General features: G+C 69.4%; 11 protein-coding genes. 9 read left to right on the forward strand and 2 right to left on the reverse strand.

The genetic code is table 11. The features are described from left to right. The first annotated feature begins 74 nt into the window (after positions 1–74). The 9 genes from speB to ACFY1L_RS45900 all read left to right on the forward strand — a co-directional run bounded on the left by speB (position 75) and on the right by ACFY1L_RS45900 (position 14138). A complete protein-coding gene (gene speB, locus ACFY1L_RS45860) occupies positions 75–1043 on the forward strand; it encodes an agmatinase (protein ID WP_361257359.1) in 969 nt (322 codons plus the stop codon). Then, positions 1040–2722, forward strand: a complete 1683-nt coding sequence (locus ACFY1L_RS45865) for a thiamine pyrophosphate-binding protein (RefSeq protein WP_388839410.1) — start codon at positions 1040–1042, stop codon at positions 2720–2722. The genes speB and ACFY1L_RS45865 overlap by 4 nt, the downstream gene beginning before the upstream one ends. Before the next feature lie 113 nt (positions 2723–2835). Beyond that, complete coding sequence (locus ACFY1L_RS45870; protein WP_388839413.1) at positions 2836–5709, forward strand: LamG-like jellyroll fold domain-containing protein; 2874 nt, start codon at positions 2836–2838, stop codon at positions 5707–5709. Between the two features lie 85 nt (positions 5710–5794). After that, a complete protein-coding gene (locus ACFY1L_RS45875) occupies positions 5795–12181 on the forward strand; it encodes an RHS repeat-associated core domain-containing protein (protein WP_388839416.1) in 6387 nt (2128 codons plus the stop codon). Positions 12182–12249: 68 nt separating this feature from the next. Then, positions 12250–12495 carry a hypothetical protein gene (locus tag ACFY1L_RS45880; protein ID WP_388839419.1) on the forward strand — a complete coding sequence of 82 codons (246 nt, stop codon included), beginning with the start codon at positions 12250–12252 and terminating at the stop codon, positions 12493–12495. Positions 12496–12589: 94 nt separating this feature from the next. After that, the gene (locus ACFY1L_RS45885; RefSeq protein WP_388839422.1) at positions 12590–12973 is read left to right on the forward strand and encodes a hypothetical protein; all 384 of its coding nucleotides are present in this window, start codon (positions 12590–12592) and stop codon (positions 12971–12973) included. A 13-nt stretch (positions 12974–12986) separates the two neighbouring features. Continuing rightward, complete coding sequence (locus tag ACFY1L_RS45890) at positions 12987–13280, forward strand: hypothetical protein (RefSeq protein WP_388839425.1); 294 nt, start codon at positions 12987–12989, stop codon at positions 13278–13280. 78 nt (positions 13281–13358) lie between these two features. After that, positions 13359–13655 (forward strand): hypothetical protein, encoded by a 297-nt coding sequence (locus tag ACFY1L_RS45895; protein WP_388839427.1) that lies wholly within the window; start codon positions 13359–13361, stop codon positions 13653–13655. Between the two features lie 93 nt (positions 13656–13748). After that, the gene (locus ACFY1L_RS45900) at positions 13749–14138 is read left to right on the forward strand and encodes a hypothetical protein (RefSeq protein WP_388839430.1); all 390 of its coding nucleotides are present in this window, start codon (positions 13749–13751) and stop codon (positions 14136–14138) included. Here ACFY1L_RS45900 and ACFY1L_RS45905 read toward each other — a convergent pair. Together ACFY1L_RS45905 and ACFY1L_RS45910 are read right to left on the reverse strand one after the other, a co-directional pair. Beyond that, a complete protein-coding gene (locus ACFY1L_RS45905) occupies positions 14101–14904 on the reverse strand; it encodes an endonuclease I family protein (protein ID WP_388839432.1) in 804 nt (267 codons plus the stop codon). The genes ACFY1L_RS45900 and ACFY1L_RS45905 overlap by 38 nt on opposite strands. Positions 14905–15040: 136 nt before the next feature. After that, the gene (locus ACFY1L_RS45910) at positions 15041–17335 is read right to left on the reverse strand and encodes a glycosyltransferase family 39 protein (protein ID WP_388839434.1); all 2295 of its coding nucleotides are present in this window, start codon (positions 17333–17335) and stop codon (positions 15041–15043) included. Positions 17336–17487 lie beyond the last annotated feature (152 nt).

Below are 17487 nucleotides of genomic sequence, written 5' to 3' on the forward strand. Positions count from 1 at the left end.
TCCCCATACTCGCCCTAGGTTCGCTCCATATTCGCTCCGTACGCGATGAAGCGTAGGAAAGAAGGCATTACCCCATGAGCAGCAACGAGACGCCCCGCGGCCCTGTCGACTCCTCCCGCATCCCGCGGTACGCCGGACCCGCGACCTTCGCCCGGCTGCCCCGTCTCGACGAGGTCGGACGCGCCGACGTCGCCGTCGTGGGCGTGCCGTTCGACTCGGGCGTCTCGTACCGGCCGGGCGCCCGCTTCGGCGGCAACGCGATCCGCGAGGCGTCCCGGCTGCTGCGGCCGTACAACCCGGCGCAGGACGCGTCCCCCTTCGCGCTGGCGCAGGTGGCGGACGGCGGGGACATCGCCGTGAACCCGTTCAACATCAACGAGGCCGTGGAGACCGTCGAGGCCGCGGCGGACGAACTGCTCGGCACGGGCGCGCGGTTGATGACCCTGGGCGGCGACCACACCATCGCGCTGCCGCTGCTCAGGTCCGTCGCGAAGAAGCACGGCCCGGTGGCGCTGCTGCACTTCGACGCGCACCTCGACACCTGGGACACGTACTTCGGCGCGGAGTACACGCACGGGACGCCGTTCCGGCGGGCGGTGGAGGAGGGCATCCTCGACACGTCGGCCCTGTCCCACGTCGGCACCCGTGGCCCGCTCTACGGCAAGCAGGACCTCACCGACGACGAGAAGATGGGCTTCGGCATCGTCACATCGGCGGACATCTACCGCCGCGGCGCCGACGAGGTGGCCGACCAGCTGCGCCAGCGCATCGGCGACCGCCCGCTCTACATCTCCATCGACATCGACTGCCTGGACCCGGCGCACGCGCCCGGCACGGGTACGCCGGAGGCGGGCGGCATGACCTCGCGCGAGCTCCTGGAGATCCTGCGCGGCCTGGCGTCCTGCAACCTCGTTTCGGCCGACGTCGTCGAGGTGGCGCCCGCGTACGATCACGCGGAGATCACGTCGGTGGCCGCGTCCCACACGGCGTACGAACTGACCACGATCATGACCCGCCAGATTGCCGAGGCTCGTTCGAAGTGACCCACGACCACGACCTGGAACTCCGCCCGACTCAGGCGCAGATTTCCGCCGCTCTGAACCCTCCTCCCGGCCGGGTCGGCGGGGACCTGGTCGTGGAGACGCTGGCCGGGCTCGGCGCGACGACGGTCTTCGGTCTGCCCGGCCAGCACGCGCTCGGCATGTTCGACGCGCTGCGTCGCTCCTCGCTGCGGTACATCGGCCTGCGGGTGGAGAACAACGCGGGGTTCGCGGCGGACGCCTACGGCCGGATGACCGGAGAGGCCGCCCCGCTGCTGCTCTCGACCGGCCCGGGCGCGCTCACCTCGCTCGCCGCACTGCAGGAGGCGCGCGCCGCCTCCGCGCCCGTGGTGGCGATCAGCAGCCAGGTCCCGACGCCGGGGCTGGGCGGCGGCCGCCACGGCTATCTGCACGAACTCCCCGACCAGGCGGCCTCGTTCAGGGGTGTGGTCAAGTCGGTCCACACCGTCCGCACCCAGTCCCAGATCCCGTCCGCGCTCGCGGAGGCCTGGAAGTCGGCGCTGACGGCTCCGCACGGCCCGGTGTGGGTGGAGATCCCGCAGGACGTACTGCTCGCGGAGACGATCCTCCCGGTGGTGACCGGCGTCGACGCGACACCGGAGGACCTGCCGCCGCGCCCCGAACTGACGGCGGTGGCGGCCGACTTGCTGTCGGGCGCCGAGCGCCCGGCGATCATCGCGGGCGGGGGAGTGGTACGGGCGGACGCCTCGGGGAAGCTGCGTCAGCTGGCCGAGCGGCTGGACGCCCCCGTGGTGACGACGTTCGGCGGCAAGGGCGCCTTCCCCTGGAACCACAGACTGTCCCTCCAGTCCTGGCTGGAGGACCGGCACACCACGGACTTCCTGGAGGACGCGGACGTACTGCTGGTGGTGGGCTCGGGCCTGGGCGAACTCTCCTCGAACTACCACACGTTCAAGCCCCGGGGCCGGGTCGTCCAGATCGAGGCCGACCTCGGCAAGCTGGAGTCCAACCACCCGGCGCTGGGCATCCACGCGGACGCGCGGCTCGCGCTGCAAGCGCTGCTGGAGACGGTGGAGGAGCGCACCGACCGGGCTGCCCCGGAGCGGGTGCGCGAGGTGCTCACGAAGGTCACCGAGCGCATCGCCTCCCAGGAACTCACCCTGGAACAGGACGTGTTGGCATCGGTCCGCCGAGCCCTGCCGGCCGACTCCCCGTCCTTCTGGGACATGACGATCCTCGCCTACTGGGCCTGGTCCGCATTCGACCCCCGGGGCACCAACACCATGCACTCCGCCCAAGGTGCCGGCGGCCTCGGCTACGGCTTCCCGGCGGCCCTGGGCGCGGCGGCCGCCGACCCTTCGACCCCGGTGCTGGCGGTGTCGGGCGACGGCGGAGCGCTGTACTCCATCGCCGAGTTGGCGACGGCCCGCCAGTACGACCTGAACGTCACCTGGCTCATCGTCGACGACGGCGGCTACGGCATCCTGCGCGAGTACATGAACGACGCGTTCGGCCAGGCCACGGCGACGGAGCTGACCCGGCCGGACTACGTGGCGCTGGCGGAGTCGTTCGGGGTGCCGGGCATGCGGACGGCGCCGGAGACGCTGGAGGCGGACCTCGCGAAGGCCCTCGCGACGCCGGGCCCGTCGGTCGTCGTACTCCCCGCCGTACTGCGGATGTTCGCGCCGACCCATCAGTAACTCTCTTGAATCGGTAAAGAAAGTCCCATAGGTTTCCCCCTGCCACTGCTTTACAGCATGGCCACATCAATTTCATAGCGGGCTCTGGGGAGAGCTCGGGGGGAGACAAGGGCATGACCAACCCTTGGTTCCGGCGGCTTCGTGCTGCCCGGACGCTCGGCGTGCTGCTCGGCGGCGCCGTCGTCCTGGGTGCACTGCCCGCCGTCACCAGTCCGGCCGGCGCCGCGGACAGCGCGCCGGCCTCGACCGAAGCGGCCGCGTTCGCGCTGGCCGCCGACACCGGGGAACCGGTGGAGATCGTTCAGCGCCGTACCGAGGACGAACTCGTCTACGCCAACCCGGACGGCAGTTTCACCAGCGAGACCAGCGTCCAGCCGCAGCGGGTGCAACGCCCCGACGGCAGCTGGGACAAGGCCGACGCCACGCTCGAACGGCGGCCCGACGGCACCGTCGGCCCGAAGGCCGCGGTCGTCGACCTGGCCTTCGCCGGGGGCGGCTCGTCCGACCTGATCACCCTGGGCGAGGACGGCAAGTCCTTCACCCTGCGCTGGCCGAAGCCGCTGCCCGAGCCCGTCCTGGACGGCGACACCGCCGAGTACCGCGAGGTGCTGCCCGGGGTCGACCTGCTGGCGAGCGCCTCGGTCACCGGATACTCGTACGTCCTGAAGGTGAAGACACCCGAGGCCGCCCGCAACCCGGACCTGGCCCAACTGAGCCTGCCCGTACGGTCCGAGGGCCTCGACCTGACCACCGGGCCGACCGGCGGACTGCTGGCCGTGGACGCCTCCGGCGAGCGGCTCTTCGGCGGCCAGGCGCCCAAGATGTGGGACTCCGCCACCACCGCCGAGGAGGTCCCGGCCGACGCCGTGCCGGCCACCGGCTCCGGCGCCCCCGCGGAGGCCGCACCCGACGCCGCGGCCAAGGTCGCCGACATGGGCCTGGACGTCTCCGCGTCCGCCGTCACCGTCGAGCCCGACCGCACCGTGCTGACCGCCGTCGACACCGACTTCCCGGTCTACCTCGACCCGGAGGCCGGCATGTCCAAGAGCGAGTGGCTGTACGTCTCCAGCGCCCACCCGGGCACGGAGTTCCACAAGTTCAAGAAGGACGAGGGCGTCGGCCACTGCTCGTACAAGTCGATCGGCGGCACGTACTACGTGTGCAGCTCGTCGCCGTACACCAACCGGATGTACTTCCAGTTCTCCACCGGCGGCTGGAAGAACCGCACCATCTCCAAGGCGGTCTTCGAGGTCTACGAGACCTTCTCCTTCTCCTGCCAGAAGAGCACCGTCAACCTGCACGCGGTGAGCGAGGGCGGTGTCGACTCCGCCACCAACTGGAACAACAAGCCCAAGGACGGCGACCTGATGGTCGACCGCACGGTGGCCTACGGCCGCGGCGACAGCTGCAGCCCCGACGCCCCGGCCAGCTGGGTCGACTTCCAGGACAACGCCGACGAGAGCAACGAGAACCTCACCGCCACCGTCCGCAAGAAGGCCAGGGCCGAGGACCCGATCGCCTTCTCGCTGCGGGCCGCCGACGAGGACGACGCCAACTCCTGGAAGCGGTTCCGCGGCGACAACGCCAAGCTCGTCGTCACGTACAACACCACCCCGGGCAAGCCGTACAGCGAGCGGCTGACCAACCCGGAGGAGAAGACCTGCACCACGGACAACACCAAGCGCCCGTGGATCCGTGACGACACCCCGACCATGGCGGTCAACGGCACCGACGCCGACTCCTACAGCGACGGCACCGGCCAGAACCTCACCGCCACCTTCCGGGTCTGGGACCAGGTCGACGGCCGGCCCATGGTCTACGAGGGCAAGGACGGTCCGCAGAACGAGGGCGTCTTCGAGAAGAACATCCCCATCAAGGAACTCGCCCACGGCCACGGCTACAAGTGGCACGCCCAGCTCTACGACGGCTCCACCGGCAAGCTGAAGGACTCCGGCTTCTCGGACTGGTCCGACTGGTGCGAGTTCGTGGTGGACGTGAAGGCGCCCGACACCAAGCCGCTGGTGAAACCGGCGGACGGCGAGGCCGACCTCCCGGTGGGCGCGAAGCGGCACTTCACTGTCTCCGCGAACGGCAACTCCGACCCGGTCTTCAAGAACGACGTCGAGTTCTACGAGTGGGACCTCGGCAGCGACACCCCCGGCCGCAAGGCCACCCCGGCGAGCCTGGGCGGTGACGCCACCATCGAGGTGCCGACCTCGACCTTCGGCCCGAACGTGCTCTACGTCCGCAGCGTCGACCAGGCCGGCAACCGCGGCCCGCTGGAGAAGTACATCTTCACCGCCGACCGCGCCTGCCCCGACGCCCTCGCCGACACCTGCGCCGCCGCCGTCTACGGCCTCGACCAGACCACCGGCACCACCGCCCCCGACACCTCCGGCCACGACCGCGACCTGACGGTCAAGGGCGCCGACTGGGTCGCGGGCAACCACTACGCCACCGAGGCCACCGACAAGGCCCTGCGCTTCAACGGCACGAGCGACTACGCCACGGCCGCGTCCGCCGTCCACACCGGGCAGGCGTTCACGGTGTCGGCGTGGGTGCGGCCGACCTCGCTCGCCGACAACATCTCGGTGATCAGCCAGGCCGGCACCAACGGCAACGGCCTCAACCTCTACTACTCGACCGCCTACAAGCGCTGGATCTTCGGCCGCCACATCGCCGACAAGGACGGCTCCGACATCGTCCGCGCCATGGCGACCAGCGAGCGGCCGGCGACCGTCGGCAAGTGGACCCACCTGGCGGGCACGTACGACCCGGCGGCCCGGAAGTTCACGCTCTACGTCGACGGCGAGGAGCAGGGCAGCGCGCCCGTCACCGGCGTCTGGAACGCCGCCAAGGGCCTGAACATCGGCCGCGCCCAGTACGACGGCACATGGCGCGACTTCTTCGCCGGCGACATCGACGACGTACGCCTCGTACCCGGCCTGCTCTCCGGTACGGAGATCTACCGGCTGGCGAACGACTAGGGGCTCCTGACCACAGCCGCTTCGTCCGGGCGCCGGAAATCCTCCGGCGCCCGGGCACCCCACATCACACGGGAGGGGAGCGCGCATGCGCTCGACACGGAGACATCACGCCCATAAGTGGGCGAAACATCTGGCCGCGGCGGTGTCCGCGGCCCTGACCCTGACCCTGCTCCAGGCGGCCCCCGCACTCGGCGACGACGACGCCCGCGAGCAGCGCCGACCCAAGACCCAGGACGTGCCCTCCACCCCCGTGGTGGAGGAGGGCGGCCAGGCCACCCCGTTGAAGCACCTTGCGGGATACGGCAGTTCACGCGTCCTGAAGGCAACCTGGCCGAAGCCGGGCAGCGCCACCGTCGACCTGGACGGCACCGGAGCGCGCAGCGGCATCCGCGCGGGCGGCCTGCCCGTCCGCCTCGCCGCCCCCAAGTCCCGCTCGGCCAAGGACACTTCGCCGTCCCGCGCCAAGGTCGACCTCCTCGGTCACGCAGCCGCCCGCAAGGCCGGCATCGACGGCCTCCTCCTGAAGGTCACGCGCGCGGACGGCCGTAACACCAAGTCGACCGCGTCCGGCAAGGTCTCCCTTCAGGTCGACTACGCCTCCTTCGCCCAGGCCTACGGCGGCGACTGGGCGCAGCGCCTGCGGCTGGTCCAGCTGCCCGCCTGCGCGCTGACCACGCCGAAGGCGGCCGCCTGCCAGACGGTCACCCCGCTCGCCACGGACAACGACGTCCGGGCGCAGAGGCTCACCGCGGACGTGCCCGCGGCCGTCGGTGCCAAGGCCCCGCTGCTCGCCGTCTCCGCGGCCCCCTCCGGCGGCTCCGGCTCCTACACCGCCACCTCCCTCGCCCCGTCGGCGTCGTGGCAAGTGGCGGCCCAGACCGGCGCGTTCACCTGGCAGTATCCGTTGCGGGTGCCGCCCGCGATCGCCGGCCCGTCGCCGCAGCTGGGCCTGGCCTACAACTCGGCGTCCACGGACGGCCGTACGGCCTCCAGCAACAACCAGACCTCCTGGGCCGGCGAGGGCTTCGACCTCAGCGCCGGCTACATCGAGCGCGCGTACCGCTCCTGCACGGACGACGGCCACGACGAGGCCGGTTCGCAGAAGTACGACCTGTGCTGGCACTCCGACAACGCCACCATGAACTTCGGTGGCCGGGCAGGGGAGTTGGTCAAGAAGTCGGCGAACGAGTGGCGTCTGAAGCAGGACGACGGCACGACGATCGAGCGGAAGACCGGCGGCTTCAACTCGGACGACAACAAGGAGTACTGGGTCGTCACCACCACCGACGGCACCCGCTACTACTTCGGCAAGGGCAAGCGGGAGTCCGAGGCCGCCGACACCGAGAACACCGGCTCCTCCTGGGAGGTCCCGGTCTTCGGCGACGACAAGGACGAGCCCTGCCACAAGGACACCTTCAAGGAGTCCCGCTGCCAGCAGACCTGGCGCTGGAACCTCGACTACGTCGTCGACGTGCACGGCAACTCGATGACGTACTACTACGGCACCGAGACCAACAAGTACGACACCGTCCGCGGCGACAAGGTGGTCTCCTACGACCGCGGCGGCTACCTCAAGCGGGTCGAGTACGGCGAGCAGGAGGGCAAGGAGAACTCCACCGCCGCCCCCTCGCAGGTCGTCTTCACCACCGCCGAGCGCTGCACCGGCGCGGCCGCCGACTGCGAGCCCGGCGACCTGAAGGAGTCCACCGCCACCCGCTGGCCGGACGTGCCGTTCGAGCAGATCTGCACCTCGGACACCGAGTGCAAGGACCAGTGGTCCCCGACCTTCTTCAGCCGCAAGCGCCTGTCGAAGGTCACCACCCAGGTCCTGGGCTCCGACGGCAAGACGTACACGGACGTCGACGTGTGGGACCTGGCGCACAAGTACCAGAGCGCCGACACCACCCACTCCCCGGCCATGTGGCTGGAGTCGGTCACGCACTCCGGCAAGGACGGTGCGGGCAAGCTCCCGAAGGTCACCTTCTACGAGCGCCAGGACGCCAACCGCGTGGACACGGGCGCCGACGACCGCCTGCCCATGTACAAGTGGCGCATCCGCGCGATCCAGTCGGAGACGGGCGGCACGATCTCGGTCAACTACAAGCCGACCGAGTGCACTCCGTCGAGCCTCCCCACCCCGGAGACCAACACCAAGCGCTGCATGCCGTCCTTCTGGTCGAAGGAGGGGACGGTCGGGGAGAAGGAGGACTGGTTCCACAAGTTCGTCGTCGACACGGTGATCGAGGACGAGGTCACGATCACCGGCCCCAACAAGGTGACGTCGTACGACTATTCGGGCGCGGCCTGGGCCTTCGACGACAGCGAGCTCGTCAAGACGAAGAAGAAGACCTGGAACCAGTGGCGCGGCTTCCGCAAGGTGACCGTGCGCACGGGTGACGCGGACAGCAGGCAGCTGCGCACGGAGACCACCTTCCTCCAGGGCGTGGACGGCGACCGCGAGAAGGAGTCCGGCGGCACCAAGGACGTGACGGTCACCGCCTCGGACGGCACCAAGGTCCGCGACGACGCCCGCCACCAGGGCTTCCAGCTGGAGCAGCGCACCTTCGAGGGCGGCGCGGAGATCTCCGGGACGGTCAGCACCCCCTGGAAGTCGGCCGCGACGGCGACGGAGGGTGCGGACGAGGCGACGTACGCGGCGGTCAAGTCGACGAAGACCCGCACCGCCCTGGACGACGGCAAGGTCCGCCGGGCCGCGATCGAGCACTTCTACGACTCGCACGGCATGCTGGAGCGCTCCTCGGACTCGGGCGACCTGTCCGACCCGGACGACGACACCTGCACCACGAACACGTACAACCGCAACACGGGCGCGAACCTGCTGACGCTGCTGAAGCGCGTGACGGTCGTGCCGGTCAACTGCGATGAAGGGGCGCCGAGTTACAAGGGCGAGGCGATCTCCGACGTCCGCACCTGGTACGACGACCCCGACACCTACGGCACCACACCCACCAAGGGCGACGTGGTCCGCAGCGAGAAGGTCAAGGGCTACGCGGCGGACGGCACACCCCAGTACGTCACCACCTCGACCGCGAAGTACGACACCCACGGCCGGGTGACCGAGTCCGCCGACCAGCAGGGCAACGCGACGAGGACGACGTACTCGCCGACGACCGGCGGCCCGGTGACGGGCATGAAGGTCACGGACCCGGCGGGCAATTCCACCACCTCCACGGTGGACCCCCGCTGGGGCCTGGTCACCGCCACCGTCGACGCCAACAAGCAGCGCACCGACCTGGAGTACGACGCCCTCGGCCGCCTGCTGAAGGTCTGGCTCCCGGGCCGCGCGAAGGCCTCGGACACGCCGAGCCTGGAGTACGGCTACCTGGTCCGCAACAACGGGCCGGTCGTCACCACCACCAAGTCCCTCCTCCCGAACGGCTCGGTGGCCACCAGCCACCAGCTGAGCGACGGCCTGCTGCGCCAACGCCAGACCCAGACCCCGGCCGCCAACTCAGGCCGCGTCGTCACCACCACCGAGTACGACTCCCGCGGCCTCGCCGTCAAGGAGATCGGGCCGTTCTACAACTCGGCCGCGGTCGGTACGACCTTCGTGGGTGTGGCGGATGCTTCTGAGGGGACGCCTCGGGAGACGGAGACGGTGTATGACGGGGCGGGGCGGCCCACGGACGCGATCCTCAGGGTGGCCGGTGCCGAGAAGTCACGCACGAAGGTCACCTACCACGGCGACCACACCACGGTCGATCCGCCGGCCGGCGACACAGCGACCGCGACGTACACCAACGCCCAGGGACAGACCACCAGGTTCCTGCAGTTCAAAGCGGACTCACCCAGCGGTGACGCGGACGCCACGCGCTACGCGTACGACCGGGCCGGCCGCATGACGGAGGTGAAGGACGAGGCGGGCAACGTCTGGTCGTACGAGTACGACGTGCGCGGTCGCCAGACCCTGGCCGTGGACCCGGACTCCGGCACCTCCCACCTGACGTACAACGACCTCGACCAGCTCAAGACGGTCGGGAACGACCGGGGTATCACCCTCTCCTACAACTACGACAAGCTCGGCCGCCAGCGCTCGCTCTACAGCGGGGACACCAAGCTGACGACCTGGGAGTACGACAGCGCCACCGTCCCCAACGGCAAGGGGCGACTGGCCTCCGCCACCAAGTGGGTGGGCGGCAACGGCTACACCTCGTCGGTCGACGCATACGACGCGGCAGGGCGGCCGACCAAGACGTCGGTGACCATTCCTGCAGCCGAGGGAAAGCTGGCCGGTACCTACACCACCACCGGCTCCTACAAGCCGGACGGCTCGATCGCCGACGTCGACCTGCCGGCCGCCGGTGACCTGCCCGCGGAGACCGTCACCACCGGCTACTCAGCCACCGGCCTGCCGTCCTTCACCCTCGGCGATACAACCGACTATGCCCGCGAGACCCGCTACTCCAACTACGGCGAAGTCCTCCAGCTCACTCTCGGAACCGCCAGCTCCGACAAGTACACCTGGCTGACCAACACCTACGAAGAGGGCACACGGCGCCTGGAGCGTGCTCGCATCGACCGGGAGGTCGTCAAGACCCCGGACTCGGACATCGCCTACGGGTACGACGCTGCTGGCAACATCAAGAAGATCGCGGACACGCCGGAAGGAAAGACGGCGGACGTCCAGTGTTTCACGTACGACTACCTGCGCCGGATGACCGAGGCGTGGACGCAGACTGCGACCACCTGCGCCGCGAGCGCCGGGGAGGCGACGGTCGGCGGTCCGGCACCGTACTGGCACTCCTACGACTACGACGATGCGGGCAACCGGACTGGTGAGACCCGTCATGCGACGGGCACCACGGGCGCGGCCGCCGTCACGCAGACCACGTCGTACACCCCGGGCGGCACGGGCGGGACACACTCCCATGCCCTGAAGTCCGCCGAGACGGTTGCCTCCGGTTCTCAGGACAAGGCCACCCAGTCCTACGAGTACGACGAGGTGGGAAACACCACGCGTCGCACCAAACAGGCGACGGCGTTCTCGCCCGGTATCGACCAGAAGCTCGACTGGGACGACGAGGACCGCCTCACGGCAGTCACGCCGTACGTCAACGGCGCGCTCGCCGAAGCCGACCGGACGTCATTCGTCTACGACGCGAACGGCGACCGGCTCCTCCGCAGGGAGAAGGGCGCCGTCACCCTCTACCTCGGCGCTCAGGAGATCCGGCTCGACACCGCGAAGAACGCACTCGCGGGGACCCGCTACTACTCCCATGGCGGCCAGCGTGTCGCGGTGCGTACGGCGGCGGGTGTCACCTGGCTGATCGGCGGTCAGAACGGCACCGCCGAACTGGCCGTCAGAGCCTCCGACTCGGCAATGACCCAGCGACGCACGCTGCCCTTCGGGGAGGTGCGCGGTACCAAGCCGGCTGCGGGTGCATGGCCGGGCGACAAGGCGTTCGTCGGTGGCACCGCGGATGCGACGACGGGCCTGATCCATCTCGGCGCCCGTGAGTACGACCCGGTGGGTGGCCGCTTCGTGTCGGTGGACCCGCTCCTCGATATCTCCGATCCGCAGCATCTGAACGCCTACGCCTACGGCCGTAACAACCCGTTGTCCTTCCCCGACCCGACCGGTCTGTGGTGGGGCGAGTCGTGGATCAGCCCGATCGGCCACGGCGTGCTGGACGTCGCGGGCCTGGTGCCCGGCTTCGGAGAGCCCGCCGACCTGCTCAACGGCCTGTGGTACACGGCCGAGGGCAACTACATCGACGCGGGTCTGTCCTACGCCTCCGCGATTCCGATCGTGGGCTATGGCGCGAGCGCGGCCAAGGGCGCGAAGTACGTCAACAAGGCGGTCGACGCGGTCGACACCGCCACTGACACCGTGAAGGCCGCGGACAAGGTCAAGGACGCCACCAAGACCGTCGACAACGTCACACCGCCGGCCACCCCGAAGCCCAAGCCGAAGCCGGAGCCCGCGCCCCCGGCCAAGGCCAAGGACGCTCCCGGCGCCAAGAAGGGGGAGTCCGGGGGCAAGAAGGGTGACGGCGCGGAGAAGAAGTCCGACTCGGGTGACGCCACCAAGGCGGACACCGGCGCGGGCACGAAGAAGATCAAGAAGGCGGAGGTGGCCGTGGACACCAACGTCGTGATCAGTGCGCTGAAGCAGGGTCAGAAGGCCGGCGTCGATGCGGCACTCGCCGGCCGGGCTCCGGTGATCTCGCCGATGGCCCTTTCCGAGATCAAGTCGATCCCGCACGCCGAGGTGATGCAGTGGCTGGGCGAGCGGGGCGGCCGTATCGGACCGGCTCACACCTCGGAAGGCGTGAAGAACATCCAGGACACGGTGGCTTCCTTCGGAACCAAGAAGAATCCGATGAAGGTCAAACCGGGTGACGCGGAGGTTCTCGACTCGGCCATGCAGGACGGGATACCACTGATGACCAACGACCAGCAGTTCTACAAGAAGATCGAGCGTCTCGGCTATCCGAACGAGAGGTACTAGTGGGTCTGTACAACCTGGCCGTCGTGCCGCGGCTGCATCCGTGTCCCCAGTGCGGCAACGAGGGGGCCATGACGCTTCAGTTCCACTTCGGCAACGCCGAGTTGGACACCTACGGCATCGGTGAGCGCATGAGGTGGGGAGGCAACGACAAGGGAACCCCGGGCCAGGAGCTGGTGGAGGTCATCGGTTACCAGGAGCCGTGCGACCGATGCGGGCTGGACGAGGACCGGGAATACGTCCTCGTCTTCGAGCACGACGTGCTGACCGGCGGCTACCGCTACGCGCTGCCCGAGGACATCGTGCGCCTCGAGTAGTGCCGATGAAGACCGAGGCCCTTCCAGGAATGAGGGAGGGCCTCGGCCCCACGAGGGCTGTGTCCACCATCCGACGCCTCGAAGGGATCCCACCTTGAGCCGCCCCACCCTCGTCCTGCTGGTGCCCGGTTCCGAACGCGAGCGGTTCCTGTCGGACATCCGGGCACTGGGCCTGGTGGAACGACCGGATCCGTTCTTCGACCTTCTCGAACTCGGTGGGAACACCTACGGTTTCGCGCTGTCCGGGCGCGTGATCGAGGACTTCGAGCCGGAGGAACTCGAGGAGGTCGCACGAGTGGCGTCGGATCCGTACGCGGTCCTCGTGGAGTACGAGAACGCCGAGGCGGCGAAAGTCCTTCTCGGCATGCTCATCCGCGACCGGACGGGAGTGGTGGACACGAACTACGGAGAACTCATCGAGTTCTCCGAGTTCGTGCGCCGTATGGAGGGCGAACCGGAGTGGGACTGGCGGACATAGGCCGGGGGGACTGATGGAGCTCCCGCCGTATCTCGCGGAAGTCGTCGACCGGCTCCGGCTGGTGTTCCCCTCCGGCATCCGACAGGACGACGCGGACTACGGGCCGTTGCTCGTGATCCTCTCCGCCCTGTTGTCCGAGCGGAACCTCGGCGTGGTGGTGGAGGCGGCTTTCGGCCTCGACCGGCACGTGGTGCGCAACCAGGCGGCAGCGGCCCTGTCCATCCGGAAACCGTCTGCTCAGCAGGTGGAGCAACTGAACCGGCGCATGGTCGAGCGCGGTTGGTATATGGAGGACGACGAGGGCTGAGAGCCTGAGGAGTCCGGAGCCGGGGTGCCGGAGCAACCGGCCGGCCCCCGGTTCGAGACGCGGGAGGACGCTGGGCGAATGACCGACGCCGAAGTGAACGAGGCCGACCTGCGTCTCATGGGCCACCTCGTCGAAGGCGAGGCAGTGGCGGTCTTCCGCTGGGGCGTCATCGTGGACCTGGGGCTGTCGTACGTGGGCCTCATCGACGTCCTCTACATCGAGGATGACGACAACTACCAGGTGGGCGACCGCGTGTCCTGCTACCTGGACGCCTTCGACGAGCGGAAGCGCAAGTTCATCCTGAGGCCCCCGGGACAGGTACCTCTCGCGGAACGCCTGCGCAGGATCAGGGAGCAGCGGGATCTCTCCTCCTGACCCGGCCGGGGGCACGTCAGACGCCCGAAACACCGGCTGAGAGAAGGTGATTCAGTGACCCGGCCCAGCGATTCCGACCGGTTTGCCCGCCTCGTGGATCGACTGAGGGCGACGGAGCGGGCGGAACAGGCCGAGTGGGTGCAGGTACTGAGTGTCGAGAACCTGCCAGGGCGCCGGAACCCGACGCGGGAGCTGCTCGGTTGGCTGCGGGAGCGCGGCATCGACTGGATGCCGTTCGAGCAGGACGACCTGTGCTTCGGACTCGCCTGCGGCCCGGATGCGGACACCGGGCGTTGGCGGGGGTGGTTCTCCGTCCGGGTGAGGGCTGCCGCCCTGTGGCAGCTCGGTCTGCATCCCGACCAGCCGACCTCCGCCGTGCGCGACCCGGTACCGCCCGCCTGGTGGCATGCCGCAGGCGAGCGGTACGCGGCTCAGCGGACTCGGTCTACCAGATCGCGTCCACCCACTCCGGGTGGTCGATGAACGGGTTCCGGTTGTGCTGGTACGTGTTGTAGATGACGTCGTTGCGGTTTTCCTCGAAGGCGCTCGGCGGGTCCTCGTCGTTCCACTCCTTGAGGACCGAGAGCTTGCCGATGTACGGGTTGCTGCCGTTGTTGACCTTCTCGTTGGGCTCCAGGTCGGCGAAGCCGTCGTCGCCCTCGTAGCGCACGGCCATGTAGAGGATCATGCGGGCCACGTCGCCCTTGTCCGCGTCGCGCGGCTCGAAGGAGTCGGAGTCGGTGAGGCTGCCGCCCCCGCTGCTGACGGTGCTGCCGCCGTTGTCGAAGTCCTTGTTGCCGCGGATGCTGTTGACCGTCACGTCGGCGGGACGCAGGTGGTGCAGGTCGGTGCCGGGACCGGTCACCTCGCCGAAGTCGCCGTGGGACTTGGCCCACACGTGCTCGCGGTTCCAGTCGCCGGTGTCGCCGCCGTTGAGGGACTTGCTGCGCGAGACACCGCTGTACAGCAGGATCACGTTGCTGCTGTTGTTCGGGTCCTGGTCGGTGACCTTCAGCGCGTTCCAGACCGCGGAGTACGAGATCTTGGTCTGGCTGCTGATGATCGTGTGGAGGGACGACTTCAGGCTCGAGCCCGTCTTGCCGATCGCGTTCTTGTAGTACGTCGAGTCGTAGTCGGTCGTCGTGGCGGCGGCCGGAGCCGCGGTCAGCGCCGGGGCGGTGAGGCCGACCAGGACGGCGGAGGTGGCCAGGGCCACGGACTTCCAACGGCGTATACGTGTCGCCGGCATGTGGGGGTCCCATCTACGCGGGTTGAATGAAGGCGGCAACAGGGAGGGTGACATGGACATGAGGTCATGTCAGTTAACGGGATGTTAAAAGCGGCCCCCGACCACGTGGTCGGGGGCCGCTCGGTGCCGGTGTGCGTCAGCTGACGTCCGACGCGTCCAGGCGGTAGATCGTCGAGGTGCTCGACGACCCCGACGACCCCGAGGAGTTCGAGGAGTTCGACTCCGACGTCGCGTTCTTGTTGTACGCGCTCTCCTTCACCGCCGTACCGTGCTTCTGCACCCAGGCGGTGATCTCCGAGTTGAGGCTGTTGCCCCCACCCATCCCGCCGCCCATGCCGCCGCCGAGCTGGATGTAGTGCAACTCGCCCTTCTTCACCAGTTCCTTGAGCTTGGCGAGGGTCATCGCCTTGTCGGAGCTGGTGAAGCCCCACATGGAGATGACGGGCTTGCCGCTGCTGAGGATCAGCTGGCCGGCGCTCTGCGAGTTGGACACCGCGATCAGCCACTTGGCGCCGTCCTGGTGCTTCTCCAGGTAGGAGATGAGCTGGCTGTCGGCACCGCCCATGCCGCCACCGCCGCCCATGCCACCGCCACCGAAGCCGCCGCGACCGCCGCCGTTGCCATCCGGAGCCGTGCCGCCCATCTCGCCGCCGGACGAAGCGCCGCCACCGGGGAACTCCCCGTTCGCGCCGCCCTGTTGGCCGCTGGGCGCACCGCTCGGCGCGCCACCGCCCTGCGGAAGCTCACCGTTGCCGCCGCCCGGCGTCATCTGGCCCTGCCCGCCGCCCGGCAGCTCCCCGTTCGCCTGGCCGCCCTGCTGCGTACCGCCGGGCATCTGCCCACCGGGACCGCCGTTGCCGCCGCCCATGCCGCCCCGGCCGCCACCGGGACCGCCCATGCCGCCGCCGGTGGACGGGCCCGCGGTCGGATTGGTGCCGCCCATCATGCCGCCGCCGGAGGAGGAGAAGGCCGGCGAGGCCGCGTACGCCGTGGGACCGGCGAGGGCCGCCACGATCGCCGCGACTACGGACGCGCCGAGAAGCCTCAGTCGCGTACCGGAGCCCGCGGACCGGAAGACGAACAGGCCCACGATCGCCGCGACCATCACCACGCCGACGACCGGCCACAGCCAGGTGTTCCAGCCGGTCGCCCGCCGCAGCAGCACGATCGCCCAGATGCCGGTGACGGCCAGACCCGCCGGCAGCACCCACGACCAGCGCGCGTCACCGCTGCGGAAGGCGCGCCACATCATGACGCCGCCCGCACCGGTCAGCGCCGCGATGCCGGGGGCGAGCGCGGTCGTGTAGTACGGGTGCATCGTGCCCTCGGCCATCGCGAAGGTCAGGTAGTGCAGCACCAGCCAGCCGCCCCACAGCACGAGAGCGGCGCGCGTGGCGTCGGTGCGCGGGGCGCGGCCGCACAGCACCAGGCCGGCGACGAGCGCGACGAACGCGAACGGGATCAGCCAGGAGATCTGGCCGCCGAGGATGTCGTTGAACATACGGCCGATGCCCGCCGTACCGGCGAAGGTGCCGCCCCCGCCACCGCCGCCTCCGCCGTTGCCCTCGCCGCCGAGGACCCGGCCCAGGCCGTTGTAGCCCATGATCAGGTTCCAGGCCGACCCGTCCGTCGAACCGCCGATGTACGGCCGGTCGTCGGCAGGGACCAGGGACACCGCCGTCGCCCACCAGAAGCTGGAGACCGCCAACGCCACGGCCGCCAGGGCCAGGTTGACGACCTTCTTCTTCCAGCCCAGCTTCGACGCGTACACGTACACGGCGAACACGGCCGGCAGGGCGATGTACCCCTGCAGCATCTTGGTGTTGAAGGCGAGCCCGAAGCAGACAGCGGAGCCGATCAGCGGCAGCAGCTTGTCGTTGCGCACGGACCGGAGCGCGAGGGCCGCACCGGCGACCATCAGCAGCACCAGGATCGTGTCGGGGTTGTTGTCGCGGTTGATGGCGACCGTGATCGGCGTCAGCGCGAGGACCAGCGCCGCGACGGCGGCCGCCACATGCCCGAAGTACCGCTTCACGGAGGAGTGCAGGATCCAGATGGTGCCGAGCGCGGCCCCGATCTCGGGCAGCATCATCTGCCAGGTGCCGAAGCCGAAGACCCGGCAGGACAGGCCCATGATCATGAGCGCGAACGGCGGCTTGTCGACGGTGATGAAGTTCCCGGCGTCCAGCGAGCCGAAGAACCACGCCTTCCAGCTCTTCGTGCCGCTGTAGACGGCCGCGCTGTAGAAGCTGTTGAGGCTGTTGCCGGACAGGTTCCAGCCGTACAGGACCGCCGCCAGGACCAGGATCGCGATCAGGGCGGGCAGCGACCAGCGCGGTGCCTTGTCCGGGGGCGCCGCGGGGGGAGCCGGCGGCGGCCAGTCGGCGGACACGGTCTGGGTGTGGGGGAGTGGATCGGTGGCAGATGTCACGAGCGCATCGTGCAAACGGGGAGTGAGTGCGCGCTGTGGCGAACCTGGCTCCTGCCTGTGAATTGGCAAAGGGTGCGGTAACGCCTTGTACAGCCTTTGCCCAACGGGTCCGGAGTGGCGTACAACCTTTCGGTCGAACCTGTGAGTCAACA

The organism is Streptomyces sp. NPDC001663, from assembly GCF_042893105.1.
Lineage (GTDB): Bacteria > Actinomycetota > Actinomycetes > Streptomycetales > Streptomycetaceae > Streptomyces.